Source organism: Cellulomonas sp. URHD0024, from assembly GCF_000426185.1.
Taxonomy (GTDB): domain Bacteria; phylum Actinomycetota; class Actinomycetes; order Actinomycetales; family Cellulomonadaceae; genus Cellulomonas.
The window spans coordinates 396,885-411,704 of the sequence record NZ_AUEW01000004.1; the positions used below are offsets into that span (position 1 = coordinate 396,885).

At 71.2% G+C, this 14,820-nt stretch carries 11 protein-coding genes and 1 tRNA gene; 7 read left to right on the forward strand and 5 right to left on the reverse strand.

Going from position 1 to position 14,820, the window contains the following annotated elements; genetic code table 11:
- Positions 1-17 precede the first annotated feature (17 nt).
- Positions 18-1,691, forward strand: a complete 1,674-nt coding sequence (locus I847_RS22385) for a M28 family peptidase (protein WP_231384123.1) — start codon at positions 18-20, stop codon at positions 1,689-1,691.
- A gap of 192 nt (positions 1,692-1,883) precedes the next feature.
- Here I847_RS22385 and I847_RS0107045 read toward each other — a convergent pair.
- Positions 1,884-1,956: transfer RNA gene (locus I847_RS0107045), tRNA-Arg, on the reverse strand.
- 140 nt (positions 1,957-2,096) lie between these two features.
- Between I847_RS0107045 and I847_RS0107050 the strand changes: the two genes are divergently transcribed.
- The 6 genes from I847_RS0107050 to I847_RS0107075 all read left to right on the forward strand — a co-directional run bounded on the left by I847_RS0107050 (position 2,097) and on the right by I847_RS0107075 (position 10,837).
- Entirely contained in the window at positions 2,097-3,821 is a 1,725-nt protein-coding gene (locus tag I847_RS0107050) for a dynamin family protein (protein ID WP_028049139.1), read from the forward strand.
- Complete coding sequence (locus I847_RS0107055) at positions 3,818-5,275, forward strand: GTPase (RefSeq protein ID WP_028049140.1); 1,458 nt, start codon at positions 3,818-3,820, stop codon at positions 5,273-5,275. Before I847_RS0107050 ends, I847_RS0107055 begins: the two co-directional genes overlap by 4 nt.
- Positions 5,276-5,405: 130 nt before the next feature.
- Positions 5,406-5,927, forward strand: a complete 522-nt coding sequence (locus I847_RS22390; protein ID WP_051274547.1) for a single-stranded DNA-binding protein — start codon at positions 5,406-5,408, stop codon at positions 5,925-5,927.
- A gap of 316 nt (positions 5,928-6,243) precedes the next feature.
- Positions 6,244-8,301: a S8 family serine peptidase gene (locus I847_RS0107065; RefSeq protein ID WP_028049141.1), complete on the forward strand. Its 2,058-nt coding sequence runs from the start codon at positions 6,244-6,246 to the stop codon at positions 8,299-8,301.
- A gap of 191 nt (positions 8,302-8,492) precedes the next feature.
- Positions 8,493-10,175: an energy-dependent translational throttle protein EttA gene (ettA, locus tag I847_RS0107070; RefSeq protein WP_028049142.1), complete on the forward strand. Its 1,683-nt coding sequence runs from the start codon at positions 8,493-8,495 to the stop codon at positions 10,173-10,175.
- A gap of 182 nt (positions 10,176-10,357) precedes the next feature.
- Entirely contained in the window at positions 10,358-10,837 is a 480-nt protein-coding gene (locus tag I847_RS0107075) for a thioesterase family protein (protein ID WP_028049143.1), read from the forward strand.
- Between the two features lie 39 nt (positions 10,838-10,876).
- Here I847_RS0107075 and I847_RS22395 read toward each other — a convergent pair whose 3' ends face one another.
- From I847_RS22395 to I847_RS0107095, 4 genes are all read right to left on the reverse strand, one after another.
- Positions 10,877-12,460, reverse strand: coding sequence for an SDR family oxidoreductase (locus I847_RS22395; protein WP_034609342.1), 1,584 nt, complete (start codon positions 12,458-12,460; stop codon positions 10,877-10,879).
- Between the two features lie 56 nt (positions 12,461-12,516).
- Positions 12,517-13,494 (reverse strand): DNA topoisomerase IB, encoded by a 978-nt coding sequence (locus I847_RS0107085; protein ID WP_028049144.1) that lies wholly within the window; start codon positions 13,492-13,494, stop codon positions 12,517-12,519.
- A 69-nt stretch (positions 13,495-13,563) separates the two neighbouring features.
- On the reverse strand, positions 13,564-14,421 hold the full coding sequence (locus I847_RS0107090; protein ID WP_028049145.1) for an acyl-CoA thioesterase II: 858 nt from the start codon (positions 14,419-14,421) through the stop codon (positions 13,564-13,566).
- Positions 14,421-14,804, reverse strand: coding sequence for a globin (locus I847_RS0107095; RefSeq protein WP_028049146.1), 384 nt, complete (start codon positions 14,802-14,804; stop codon positions 14,421-14,423). Before I847_RS0107095 ends, I847_RS0107090 begins: the two co-directional genes overlap by 1 nt.
- Between the last annotated feature and the right edge of the window lie 16 nt (positions 14,805-14,820).

Consider the following 14,820-nt stretch of genomic DNA (forward strand, 5'->3'; position numbering starts at 1 on the left):
ACGGAGGAGAAGACACGATGATCTCTTTGCACAGACGAGCTCGGGCAGGGCGTCTCGCCTTGGTCACTGCAGCACTTGTCGCGGCGACCTGGGCCTTGCCCCAAGCGGCGTCGAGCGCCCCAGCCCCGGCGTCCGGCCATGACGCCAACCACAAAGCGTGCGCTCATCGGGTCAACAACACGCCCAAGAAGCTCGTCGACTGCGTCAACCAGGCCGATCTCTGGGCCCACATGGTCAAGTTCCAGCAGATCGCCGACGCCAACCCCGGCGCCGACGGGCATCCGTCCCGCAACTCGGGGGAACCCGGCTACAAGGCCTCGGCCGACTACGTGGCCGACGTCATGCGCGCCGCCGGGTACCACGTGACGCTCCAGGAGTACAAGTTCCACTACTTCAGCTTCGTCGGGACGCCGGTCCTGCGTGAGGAGTCGCCGACGCCGCACTCCTACGTCGTCGGCACGGACTTCAACCCCGGAGCCTCCGTCGGTACGACGACCGCGAAGGTCCAGCCCGCAGGCGGCATCGTCGTGCCCGCCACGCCGACCCCCAGCTCAGCCAGCGGCTGCGCGGCCTCGGACTTCAGCGGTTTCGTCCCGGGCAACATCGCCCTGATCCAGCGTGGCACCTGCACCTTCGCCCAGAAGGTGGCGAACGCTGAGGCCGCGGGCGCCACGGCCGCGGTCATCTTCAACGAGGGCAACCCCGGGCGCACCGGGCTCTACTCGGGGAGCCTGGCGGGTACGGAGACCATCCCCGTCATCTTCACGCCCTACGACGTCGGCACCCAGCTCCTGGCGCAGTACACCCCGGGCACCGGCCCCGTCGTGACCGTTGACGTCCAGGCGATCGACGACCCGAACCGCTCCGACTGGAACGTGATCGCCGACTCCAGGGGCGGAGACCCGAACAACATCCTCGTCATCGACGCCCACCTCGACGCCATCTACGGCGCCGGGATGCTCGACAACGCCTCGGGCTCGGCGACGATCCTCGACATCGCCCAGCAGCTGAAGAACACGAACACGCGCAACAAGCTGCGCTTCATCTGGTTCGGCGGCGAGGAGCTCGGCCTGCTCGGCTCCGACTACTACGTCAACACGCTCCCGGCCGACGAGCTGGCGAAGATCAAGTTCGACCTGGACGCCGACGTCACCGCCACACCGAACTACGTGGCCGGCGTTCTCGACCCGAAGGACGGGGTCGGCCTGTTCGACCGCGAACCGGGCACCCCGATGCCGCCGAGCATCTGGGCTCCCTCCGCGATCGCGCGCGACTACGGGATCGACTACCTGAACTCGATCGGGCAGAACCACATCCTGTTCTCGGCCGACGGGACCGACGCCTTCATGTTCCAGCAGGCGGGGATCCCGGCCAGCGGTGTCCTCACCGGCCAGGACTGCTGCAAGCTCGCGTCGGACGTCGATCTGTTCGGCGGCTACGAGGGCAACTTCGAGGGCAACATCCCGAGCGACGACGGAGGCTGCGTCGACAACCCGTTCCGGTGGTGCGACAACCTGAGCAACAACGACCCGGTGGTCCTCACCTGGATGTCGAAGACCTTCGCCAACATGGTCGGGCACATGGCCTACGACACCCAGGTGTTCAGCTCGAGCCACAAGGGCGGGGGACACGTGAAGAAGCACGCGGCCACGGCCACGGTCGCCACGCCTGAGGGCAAGGTCACCAGCTGACAAGCCCCTAGGCCACGGCGCGGCGGGGCGCCCCGACGGAGGGCGCCCCGCCGTGCCACGCCATGCCGGAGCAGCTCGCGCACGACCCGGCGAGCCCGGACTGCGGGCTCTCGGCGGCCGTGGCGCCGAGTGTCCGTCGGGGACCGGCCCAGGTGTGGGCCTCTCCGGACGGTTCTGCGACCTGCGGATATGCGCCCCCGGCAGGACTCGAACCTGCAACCTACGGATTAGAAGGCCGTTGCTCTATCCATTGAGCTACGGGGGCGGGTGCGTGCGAGCACGCATGGACACAGCCTAATCGCGGGGGTGTCGTCCTCAGGCCCGCGCGACGCGCCCGGGCGAACCGTCCCGATTCGGCACCGCGTGGCGTTTTGCCAGGTCAGATCGCACCGGGACAATGGTCACGTGAGCGCGCAGCCCGGCACGGCTCCAGTGCAGCCCGCGCAGTACGCGCAGCCACTGGTCGGCTCGCCGCGCCACGTCGCCGACGACCCGAGCCACATCCTGGCCCGGCCGCTCGCCCAGACCTCGCTGCTCGACGCGGTCAAGGATCTGCGGCGCGACGTCGAGAAGACCGGCTTCCCGCTGGAGATCGCGGGGATCGAGGAAGCGCGCGCCTCGCGTGACCGGCTCGTGGACCAGCTGGGGGAGCACCTCGTGCCGCGGCTCACGGAGCTGTCGGCGCCTGCGGTGGTCGTCGTCTCGGGCTCGACGGGGGCGGGCAAGTCGACGCTCGTGAACTCCCTCGTCGGCAGCGAGGTCAGTACCGCCGGCGTGCTGCGGCCGACGACGCGCCGACCCGTGCTCGTGCACCACCCGCTCGACACGGAGCTGCTCTCGCACCATCCCGTCCTCGAGTCGGTGACCGTCGTCGCCGACGACCACATGGTCCGCGGGATCGCGCTGCTCGACGCCCCCGACCTCGACTCCGTCCTCGAGTCGAACCGCGAGTCGGCGCACCGGCTGCTCGAGGCCGCCGACCTGTGGCTCTTCGTGACGACCGCCGCCCGGTACGGCGACGCGCTGCCCTGGCGGGTGCTCCAGGGTGCCGTGGAACGGGGCGCGTCGATCGCGATGGTGCTCAACCGGGTCCCGCCTGCGTCGCTGCCGACCGTCCGCGGTGACCTGCTCGGGCGGCTGCGGGAGAACGGGTTGCAGGGTTCGCCGCTGTTCGTCGTGCCCGACCTCGGACCGCACGAGGGGTTGTTGCCCGCGTCGTCCGTCGCGCCGATCCAGCGGTGGCTGTCCATGCTGGCCGGTCCGGACAAGGCCCGCACCGTCATCGGCCGCACCCTGCGAGGGTCGCTGGCCGCCCTCCGCCCGTGGGTCGACGAGCTCGCGGACGCTGTGCAGGCGCAGTCGGACGCGGCGGCCGCGATCGGTGTCACCCTCGACGCGGCGCTCGCCGAGTCCGTCGCGCAGTCGGCCGACGCGATCCGTGCGGGCGCGGTCGCCGACGGCGCGGTCCGCGCGCGGTGGTCCGAGCTCACGTCGGCCCGCGGCCCGCTGGACCGGGTCGTCACGGGCAAGGGGCGCATCCGGGGCTCCGCGCGCGACGGGCGCGCCCGCTCGGCCAGGGTCGGCTCGCTCGTCGAGGACCTCGCGCACTCCGCGAGCGCGACCCTCACGGCGGCGGGCGGGCACGCCGAGCAGGTGCTCCGCTCGGCGCTCCTGGCACCACAGGGCCCCGACGGTGGGCCCTCGGTCGACGCGTCCTGGGCCGCCGGAGCGAATCGGCGTTCCCCGGCCGACCAGGCTGCGCGCGCATGGACGGCCCAGGGCGCACGGGTGGTCCGAGCAGCGCTCGCCGTGGCGCCGGACGTCGACGCCTCGCGGCGCGCACGCCGTCGTCGCAAGGCCGAGCGTGCTCTGGGCGACGACGGCCTGGCTGCCGTCGCGCTCGCCGCCGCCGCCGGTGTGCAGCATGCACGCGACCTCCTCGTCGCCCTGATCGACGAGGCGGGCGAGCGGGCCGCCGACGAGCTGCGCGCCGATCTGGTCGAACGGACGGCCGCCCAGGCTGCGCTCGAACGCGCGGCGGTCGCCGAGGTGCTCGCCGACCCCGACCTCGCCGCCGACGCCGCCTCGCGGCTGCGCCTGCGGCTCGCCGTGCTCAAGGGACTCACGTGACGACGGACGAGACAGCTCTGCTCACCGCGCGGGTGGACGCGCTGGACCGTGCCCTGGCGCTCGGCGACGGCCGGGTGTCGTCCACGACGTCCGCGCGGATCACGTCGACGATCGACGGCGTCCGGGCCCGCCTCGCCCTGGGGGTCGACCACACGGTCGTCGCGCTCGTCGGGGGTACCGGGTCGGGCAAGTCGAGCCTGTTCAACGCCATCAGCGGTCTGCAGTTCGCGGACGTCGGCGTGCGGCGTCCCACCACGTCGGAGATCACCGCGTGCGTATGGGGCAACGGCGCGGACGCGCTGCTCGACTGGCTCGGCGTCGTGCCCGAGCGCCGGATCGTGCGCGAGAGCCTGCTCGACGGCGACTCCGAAGCCTCTCTGCGTGGGCTCGTGCTCCTCGACCTGCCCGACCACGACTCGATCGCACCGGAGCATCGGGAGGTCGTCGACCGGTTGATCCCGCAGGCGGACCTGCTCGCGTGGATCGTCGATCCCCAGAAGTACGCCGACGACGCGTTGCACAGCGGCTACCTGCGCCAGCTCGTGGGCCACGAGTCGTCGATGGTCGTCGTGCTCAACCAGGTGGACACCGTGTCGCCCGACGTGCGACCCGCACTGATCGCGGACCTCGAACGCCTGCTCGTCGACGACGGGCTCACCGGGGTGCCCGTCACGTCGGCGTCGGCGACCACGGGTGAAGGCGTCAGAGCACTGCGCGTGGCGCTCTCCGGTGTCGTGGCGTCGCAGTCGCTGGCCGCCCGGCACGCCGGTGCGGAGCTGAACGACGCTGTCGCGGCGCTCGAGACGCAGGTCGCGGCCCGTGAGCCCGCCGCTGCGTCCCTCTCGGAGATCGTCGACACGCTCGCGCGGTCGGTCGGCCTCTCCGCCGTGGCCGGTTCCGTCGCGACGGCCGTCCGCGGCGGGACGCCCTCGGCACAAGGCTTCGGTGCCGTGCAGGAGGACGCGGTCGCGCTGGCCCGCGGACTGTGGCTCGAGACCGTCACGCGAGGTCTGCCCAAGCGCTGGGCGGACGACGTCGGCTCCCGGATCGCTTCGACCGGCGAGCTGCGGATCGCCGTCGCCGACTCGATCGCCGAGCTGAGCCTGACCGCACGCCGTTCTGCGCTCGCGCTCGGGCTGTTCGTCGTCGCGGTCCTCCTGACGGGCGCCGCGCTGGTGATCGGATCGGTCGCGGTCGGGTCGGCACAGGGCACGGGCGAGACGAACGCGTGGACACCCGCGGTCGCTGTGGTCGCACTCGTCGGTGCCGCAGCCGCATTCGTCGCCAGTCGGGCGGCGCGGTCGGCTGCCGCGCGACGACGCTCGGACCGGGTGCTTCGAGACGGGCGTGCGGCGCTCGAGGCGGTGTCCCGGGCGCGACTCGCGGTGCCGACGGAGCAGGTGCTCGCCGAGCACCGCACGGTGCGCGAGCTCATCGCGTCGGCCCGCGGCTGACGCGTCCACAGCCACCGGTCTGCGCGCTCGTCGCACCGATCCGCCGGCGAGGACCCGCGACGGCACGTGCGAGCGGAGGCTGGCCGCACGAGCCCCGCAGACGTCGGGGCACACGGACCTGGAGGCATCGATGAGCACGCAGTCCCTGGACCTGACCGTCGTCGGCTGGATCGGCACGGAGGTGCGCACCTTCCACGAGAACGACGGCGGCACCCCGTTCACCACGTTCCGGCTCGGTAGCACGCGCCGCTGGTTCGACAGGCAGACCGGCGCGTGGAAGGACGGCCAGACCGAGTGGTTCACCGTGAAGGTGTGGCGCACCGCAGCCCTGAACGTCGCGCGTTCGTTGCGCAAGGGTGACCCGGTGATCGTGCAGGGCCGGCTGTCGACCGAGGAGTGGATCTCCGAGCAGGGACCGCGTACGTCCCTCGTCCTCGAGGCGACCGCTCTCGGTCACGATCTCGCCTTCGGGAGCAGCCACTTCGCACGCACCATGAGCACGGCGGCGGGGTCGTCGTCCGACGAGACCGCGGAGCACACCGACGTGACGGGCCTCGCCGAGCTGCCCGAGGACAACGACGAGAACCTGGTGCCCGCCGAGGACGTCGCTGACGACGAGGCCGCGCCGCTGGCACTTGCCGGAGTGCGGTGATCGGCTAGCCAGGGGCCGCGCAGCCTCCGAACGGCGCTGATCGGACCGCGCGCACCCGCCGCGCGGCCGATCGCGTCCTCGACGCTGTCAGGAGCATCCCTAGAACCGGCTCTGAACCAGCTACGGCATCCGAATTCGACGGCTCGCAGCCCGACTCACCAGCCGACAAGCAACGACAGGCTGCCGCACGAGCCGTTCCTTTCGACATGCCCGACTTGATACGTTCTTCTCAGCCGATTCGAAACCTGCAATGTCCTGAGTGGTCCGTCCGCTGGATCCCGGTGGTCGTCGGTCTCGGAAATGATGAGGTGGCCCGGTGCCTTCGATCACGATCAATGGCATAACGATCGACACGGCAGAGCACGCGCCGCACCTGCAGGCGCTGGCGATGGATGCGGCATCCGTGGCGTCGTCGGACCACATCCTCATCCATACGACTGCACCGCTCACGGCGGATCAGCGCGACGAAATCGCGGCGACCGGAGCCGAGGTGCACGAGTACGTGTCTGCTGACACGTATCTCGCGACCTACAGACCCGCCGACATCGCCCCGGTCGAAGCGCTGCCATTCGTCGACTGGGCGGGACCGTACTCGAAGGCGTTCAAGATTCCGCCGTCTCTGCTCGACCGCAGCGTCGACCCGAGCAGCGTGCGAGATCTCGCCGACGCGACTCCGCACCCCGCGCGGCAGTTCGAATCGGTCGACCTCCTGCTGCACCCAGGAATCACCGCGTCGGACCAATTGGTCGAGCGCGTGGCGGCAGTCGCGGGGGTCAATTCCGACCAGGTGGTCGCGACCGCCTCGAAGCTTCGGGTCACGACCGAGGCGGGCAACTTGCCCTCTCTCGCGTCCATCGACGAGGTGCGCGAGATCCACCCGGTGCCCGAGCGTCGCCTGTTCAACAATGTCGCGCGCGGAATCCTCAACGCGGAGGTGGTCGTCAACGGCACTGCCTACCGTGGTCGCGACGAGCTCATCGCCGTGGCCGACACGGGTTTCGACACGGGCGACCCGGCGAACCCGCACCCCGCCTTCACCGGACGCGTGGACGCACTGCTTGCACTCGGCCGCACCGGACCCGACCAGACGGATGACCCGCACGGCCACGGAACCCACGTGTCGGGCTCGGTCCTCGGGCAGGGCAGCTCGCCGACGATGGGTGGATCGATCGAGGGGACGGCGCCCGAGGCGCACCTGGTGCTGCAGAGCCTGCTGGACTCGGGCGGCGGCCTCGGCGGTATCCCCGTCGACCTGAACGATCTCTTCCGGACGCCCTACGACAGCGGCGCACGGGTGCACACCAACTCGTGGGGGGAAACGACCCCAGGCCTGCCGTACAGCGCCGCGTCACGTGAGATCGACGAGTTCGTCTGGAACCACCCCGACCAGGTCATCTGCTTCGCCGCAGGGAACGACGGCATCGACCGCGACGGGGACGGTGTGGTCGACCCGGGCCAGATCGGGTCGGAATCGGCAGCCAAGAACTGCATCACGGTCGGGGCGAGCGAGAGCCACCGGCCGCACTTCGAGCCGACCTGGGGCCGCTACTGGCCGGACAAGTTTCCGGTCGATCCGGTGAACAGCGACCAGCAGGCCGACGACGTGGACGGCATGGCAGCGTTCTCGAGCCGAGGGCCGACGCGGGAGCAGCGGATCAAGCCGGACGTCGTCGCCCCCGGGACGAGCATCCTCTCGACCCGCTCCCGAAAGGCCGGAGACGACTCCGCCTTCGGTACCTCGGCGGACCCGCTGTACTTCTTCGACTCGGGGACGTCGATGGCGACGCCGCTCGTCGCCGGGTGTGCGGCGGTGCTGCGCGAGTCCCTCGTGAGGAACGGGACGCCGACGCCGAGCGCCGCACTCATCAAGGCGCTGCTGATCAACGGAGCGGAGGCACTTCCCGGTCAGTACAGCCCCACGGAGGCTGGGGCGTCGCCGAACGTCAGCTCCGGGTGGGGACGCGTGAACCTGGCTGGATCCGTGATCCTCCCGGGCAATCCGGTCGACTCCGGTTTCGGCGAAGGTGGGCCGCTGGACCAGGGCCAGGAAGACACCTTCACGGTCGACATCCCGCCGGGACGCGGGGAGCAGGACGCGGGAACAGCCGGCGTAGGCGCGACCTTCAAGGTCTCCCTGGTCTGGTCGGACCCGGCAGGCGCCCTGCTGCAGAACGACCTCGACCTGATCGTGGTAGCGGCGGACGGTACAGAACGCCACGGCAACGCCGGCACCACCGACGACTTCGACCGGCTGAACAACGTCGAACAAGTGCTCTGGACCGACATCCCGCCGGGGCCGTGCACCGTGGTCGTGCGAGCGTTCCGGATCACTCAGCTTCCCCAGCCGTACGCGTACGTCTGGAAGGTCTCCTAGGGGTTCGTCGGAGATCATGAGTCACCGCTGACGGGTTCGATCGCTCGGGAGCGCTGCGAGCAGAGCGGCGGTGGTAGGACGGCGGGCACCAGATCGGCGGCACCTGGCCGGAGACGTGCAGCGTGCTCGCGCCGATGGCAGGGGTAGGTGCGCGAATGGTCGGCGCCGAGTGAGCCGTTAGGGTTTGCCGCATGGCTGAGTTCATCTACTCCATGTACAAGACGCGCAAGGCGCACGGCGACAAGGTGATCCTCGACGACGTCACCCTCAACTTCCTTCCCGGCGCCAAGATCGGCGTCGTCGGACCCAACGGCGCCGGCAAGTCGACGATCCTCAAGATCATGGCCGGCCTCGACCAGCCGTCGAACGGCGAGGCGCGACTCAGCCCGGGCTACACGGTCGGCATCCTCCAGCAGGAGCCGCCGCTGAACGAGGCCAAGACCGTTCTCGGCAACGTCGAGGAGGGCGTCGCCGAGATCAAGGGCAAGCTCGACCGGTACAACGAGATCTCGGTGCTGATGGGCGAGCCCGACGCCGACTTCGACGCGCTCCTCGCCGAGATGGGCGTCCTGCAGGAGGCCATCGACGCCGCCGACGCGTGGGACCTCGACGCGCAGCTGGACCAGGCCATGGATGCCCTGCGCTGCCCGCCGCCGGACGCGGACGTGAGTGTGCTGTCGGGTGGTGAGCGCCGACGGGTCGCCCTGTGCAAGCTGCTGCTGGAGAAGCCCGACCTCCTGCTTCTCGACGAGCCCACCAACCACCTCGACGCCGAGAGCGTGCTCTGGCTCGAGGCGCACCTCAAGGACTACCCCGGTGCCATCCTCGCCGTGACCCACGACCGGTACTTCCTGGACCACGTCGCGGAGTGGATCTGTGAGGTCGACCGCGGCCGTCTGTACCCGTACGAGGGCAACTACTCCACCTACCTGGAGAAGAAGGGCGAGCGCCTGGCCATCCAGGGCAAGAAGGACGCCAAGCTCGCCAAGCGCCTCAAGGACGAGCTGGAGTGGGTGCGGTCCAACGCCAAGGGCCGCCAGACCAAGTCGAAGTCCCGCCTCGCCCGTTACGAGGAGATGGCCGCCGAGGCGGACCGCACCCGGAAGCTGGACTTCGAGGAGATCCAGATCCCGCCGGGGCCGCGCCTGGGCGCGATCGTCCTGGAGGCCAGCAAGCTGCAGAAGGGCTTCGACGGGCGGGTGCTCATCGACGGGCTGAGCTTCACGCTGCCGCGCAACGGCATCGTCGGCGTCATCGGTCCCAACGGTGTCGGCAAGACGACGCTGTTCAAGACGATCGTCGGGCTCGAGCCGCTGGACGCCGGCGACCTCAAGGTCGGCGAGACAGTCAACATCTCCTACGTCGACCAGTCGCGTGGCGGGATCGACCCCAAGAAGACCCTCTTCGAGGTCGTGTCCGACGGGCTCGACTTCCTCAAGGTCGGCAACGTCGAGATGCCGTCGCGGGCCTACGTGGCCGCGTTCGGGTTCAAGGGACCGGACCAGCAGAAGCCCGCCGGCGTCCTGTCGGGCGGTGAGCGCAACCGACTCAACCTCGCCCTCACGCTCAAGCAGGGCGGCAACCTGCTGCTCCTCGACGAGCCCACCAACGACCTCGACGTCGAGACGCTCGGCTCCTTGGAGAACGCGCTGCTCGAGTTTCCCGGCTGCGCCGTCGTGGTGTCGCACGACCGGTGGTTCCTCGACCGGGTGGCCACGCACATCCTGGCCTACGAGGGCACCGAGGAGAACCCGGCGAGCTGGTACTGGTTCGAGGGGAACTTCGCGTCCTACGAGGAGAACAAGGTGGACCGGCTGGGTGCGGACGCCGCCCGCCCGCACCGCGTGACGTACCGCAAGCTCCGGCGGGACTGAGCACACGACGGCTTCGTCCGAGCGCGGGTCGCCGTAGCGCGCCCGCGCTCGGACGTTGCGTCGCGAATCCGCAGGGTCCAGCTGAGGTCCGGGCGCATGGCCCGCGCTCGGACGTTGCGTCGCCCGCGTCGGCGCGCGGCGGGGGTGCTCGGGCGCGGACGACGTTCTCCTAGGATCGAGGGATGGCGCGCCTCGAGGTTCCTGTCCTGCTCCGGTGGTCCGACCTCGATGCGTACCAGCACGTCAACAACGCCGCGATGCTGACGCTGCTCGAGGAAGCGCGGATCACCGCGTTCTGGCGGGCACCCACCGGCGACCTGGCGCCCTGGCCGACCGCGGTGCTCGACGCGGGCCCGGCCGCCCAGATGTCGACGCTCGTCGCGCGGCAGGAGATCGAGTACCTACGGCCGCTGAGCTACCGCCGGACCCCGGTCATCGTCGAGATGTGGCTGGGCCACCTGGGCGGTGCGAGCCTCGACGTCTGCTACGAGATGCGCGACCCGTTGGTGGAGGGGAGCTCGCCGGTGGTCTACGCCCGCGCGACGACGACCGTCGTGCTGGTCAGCACCGCCTCTGGTGCTCCCGTGCGCATCGGACCCGACGAGCGCGCCGCCTGGGAGCCGTACGTCGAGGAGCCGGTCGCGATCCGTCGTCGTCGGTAGGCGTGTCAGGAACGTTCGGCAGACGCGCCGGGGGAGCGGTCAGGAAGGGCCACGAGTGATACCGATCCGAGAGCGTTCTGCGGTCTCGGCGGCTCGTGCGATGTTGCGCTGCATGCCGCCGAACACGATGCCGTGGAACGGGTACACGGACCACCAGTAGAGCTGCCCGAGCAGCCCCTTCGGATGGAACAGCGCGCGCTGCGCGAAGACCGTGGGCGACCCGTCCTCGACGCGCAGCTCCAGCCAGGCAAGCCCGGGCACCCGCATCTCGGCCCGCAGGCGCAGCAGCCGACCCTCGTCGATCGCCTCGACCCGCCAGAAGTCGACGGCATCGTCGACGAGCAGGGTCATCGGGTCGCGACGACCCCGGCGCAGCCCGGGCCCGCCGATGAGTCGGTCCGCCAGCCCGCGGATGCGCCACGCGAGCCCCCAGGAGTACCACCCGCGCTCACCGCCGACCGCCTCCAGCACCCGCCAGAGCGCCTCGCGCGACGCGTCGACCTCGACCCGGCGCTCGTCGACGTACAGGGAGCCGCCTGCCCAGTCCGGGTCGCTCGGCAGGGGGTCGCTCGGTGCCCCGGGCACGGCGGCCGACGACCACCGGGTCGCGACCGCGGCGTCCTGGACCCGCCGCAGCGCGAGCCGGACTGCCCGGTCGAAGCCGATCAGCCCCCCGGGCGGATCTGGGACGAGGTCGGCGATGTCGTGCTCGTCGCACACCACCTCGTGCACGAGCGACTCGACCAGCGGTCGCGCGAGCCCGGACGGCACAGGCGTCACGAGCGAGACCCACAGGCTCGACAGCTTCGGCGTCAGGACCTTGACGCCGACGATGACCCGCGGCCTCAGCCCGGCGACGTGGGCGTAGTGCTGCATCATCTGGCGGTAGGTCAGGACCTCAGGTCCGCCGATGTCGAAGCCGCGGTTGACGTCGGACGGCATTCCCGCCGACCCGACGAGGTAGCGCAGGACGTCGCGGATCGCGATCGGCTGGATCCGGTTCTCCACCCAGCGGGGCACGGTCATCGCCGGCAGGCGCTCGGTCAGGTACCGCATCATCTCGAAGGACGCCGAGCCCGACCCGAGGATCACCGCGGCGCGCAGCACGGTCGTCGGCACGCCCGAGGCCAGCAGGATCTCGCCCACCTCGGTGCGGGACGCGAGGTGGGGAGAGAGGTCCTCGCCCTCGGGGTACAGGCCGCCCAGGTAGACGATCCGGCCGACTCCGCTCTCGCGGGCCGCCTGCGCGAACATGAGTGCGGTCCTGCGGTCCGTCGACTCGAAGCGCCGGCCGGAGCCGAGCGAGTGGATCAGGTAGTACGCGAGGTCCGTGCCCGCCAGCGCCGCGCGGATCTGGTGCAGGTCGCCGGCATCGGCCCGCGCGAGCTCGACCTCGTCGTACCAGGGCCGGCCACGCAACCGGTCGGGGTCCCGTGCGATGGCCCGGACGCGATAGCCGGCGGCCAGCAGCTCGGGCACCAGCCGACCGCCGACGTACCCGGTCACCCCGGTGACGGCGACGAGGGGCGCGTCGGGGCGTGGACGACCGTCCCCCCCGAGGCCCGGCACGAGGTCCGCGAGCGTGTCCGCGACAGGCTCGGGCAGCAGGTCGTCGGGGGTCATGTGGGCAGTCTGGGCTCGATCCGACGACGCCGCACGCCCTGCGCCTGTGGGACCCCTCAGGAGAGCAGTGCGAGCGTCTCCCGCTCGGCGACGGCCTGCGAGCGCGTCGGCGTGATGGTCTGCCCGTGCTCCCACAGGTCGATCACCCGTGGGTCGATGTACGAGCTGCGGCACACCGCCGGGGTGTTCCCCAGCTCCTCGGCGACGTCGCGGACCACGGCAGTGACCACCCGGCGACGTGCGCGCTCCGAGGCCGGCGGCGGCCCGGCCGCGGCCAACCCGCGTGCGGCGAGCACCGTGGCGTGCCAGGTGCGGAAGTCCTTCGGCGTGGCGTCCGGGCCCAGCAGCTCCTTCACGAACGCTCCGACGTCTGCGCTCGTCACGTCGTGCCAGGTGTCGCCGTCGCGCCAGGCGAGCAGCTCCTCGCCGTCGTCCGCGCGGCGTTTGAGCGAGCGGATGGCAGCTGCGACGTCCTCGTCCTGGACGAGCGTGTCCCGGATCTGCCCGGACTTGGCTGGGAAGTGCAGGTGCACCGTGTCGTCCGCGACCACCCGGACGTGCGTGCGCAGCAGGGTGGCCAGCCCGTAGGAGCCGTGCTGGAGGGCGTAGCCCTCGCCGCCGACCCGGAGGTAAGCCAGGTCGAGCAGGCGGAAGGCCAGCGCGAGCACCTTCTCCCGTGGCATGCCCTCCAGCCGGAGGTCGCGACGAACCCTGCGGCGGGCTGCGGGGAGCCGGCGCGCGATGTCGAGCACGCGGTCGTGCTTCAGACGGTCGCGCCGCAGCCTCCACTGCTGGTGGTAGAGGTACTGGCGCCGCCGGGCGTCGTCGAGGCCGGCCGCCTGGATGTGGCCGTTCGGCCAGGGGCTGATCCACACGTCACGCCAGGCCGGAGGGATGGCGAGGGCCCGGACGCGGCGCAGCGCCTCCTCGTCGTCGATGCGTTCGCGCGACACGTCGAGGTACACGAACCCGCGCCCGACGCGGCGACGCGACCAGCCGGGGGAGTCGATGCGGACACGGCGAAGGCGGGCCATGCGCGCAGTCTCACCCGGCGAGCTCCAGTGCGCGCGGCGAGCGTGCCGGCACCGGCTGAGGGCGAGGGTTCAGTCGGGGAACCGGACCATGCCCTCCTGGGCGACGGACGCGACGAGGGCGCCGTCCCGTGTGAACACCCGCGCTGCACCGAGCCCGCGACCGCCCTGCGCGCTCGGCGACGACTGCACGTACAACAACCAGTCGTCCACTCGTACGTCCCGGTGCCACCACATCGCGTGGTCCAGCGACGCGATCGACAGACCGCGGGTGACCCAGGAGTGCCCGGTCCTGCGCAGGATCGGTTCGAGCAGCACCTGGTCGCTCGCGTAGGCGAGGAGTGCACGGTGCAGCAGCTGGTCGTCCGGGAGCGGGCCCCGAGACCGGAACCAGACGGACTGCTGACCGATCGCGTCGCCGGCCGGTCCCAGGTACAGCTGCCCGTCGACGTGCCGCACGTCGAATGCCGCCTCCTGCGTCCAGAACTTCGCGACCGGGTGGTCGATGCCGCCGAGCACGTCGAGCGCGGACGGCACGTCCTCGGGATCCGGTACCCCGGGGGGCATCGGGTCGGCGTAGTCGACGCCGTCCTGCGTCTCCTGGAACGACGTGATCGCCGACAGGATCGCGGTGCCGCCCTGCAGCGCGTGCGTCCGGCGGGCCGTGAAGGACCGGCCGTCGCGCAGGCGCTCGACCGCGAACGTGATCGGTTCGGCGACGTCGCCCGCCCGCAGGAAGTACCCGTGCAGCGAGTGGGGGAGCCGCCCGTCGGGCACCGTCGCGCCGGCGGCCAGCAGGGCCTGAGCGAGCACCTGCCCGCCGAACACGCGCCCGCCCGGCTGGGGGAGGGACGACCCGGTGAACACGTCCGGGTCGGTGGGGTCGAGGCGCAGGATGTCGAGCACGGGCCGCATGGGGTCGGTGGTCATCAGTCCTCGAAGGTGTTGAGCATCGAGTGCGCGGCACGTTCCAGGTAGTCCCAGAGCTCGGCCTTGTGCAGCGGGGCGAGGTCGAGGGTGTCCACCGCGGCCCGCATGTGCAGGAGCCAGCGGTCGCGCGCAGCCGGGTTCACCGTGAACGGCGCGTGCCGCATCCGGAGCCGGGGGTGGCCGCGCTGGTCGGAGTAGGTGGTCGGTCCGCCCCAGTACTGCTCGAGGAACATGGTCAGCCGCTCGCGCGCGGGTCCCAGGTCCTGCTCCGGATACATCGGCCGCAGCGCGGGGTCGTCGGCCACGCCCCGGTAGAACTCGTCGACCAGCCTGACGAACGTCTCGTGCCCGCCGACCGCGGCGTAGAAGGAGTCGGGTCTCACGCCGACCATCCTCACA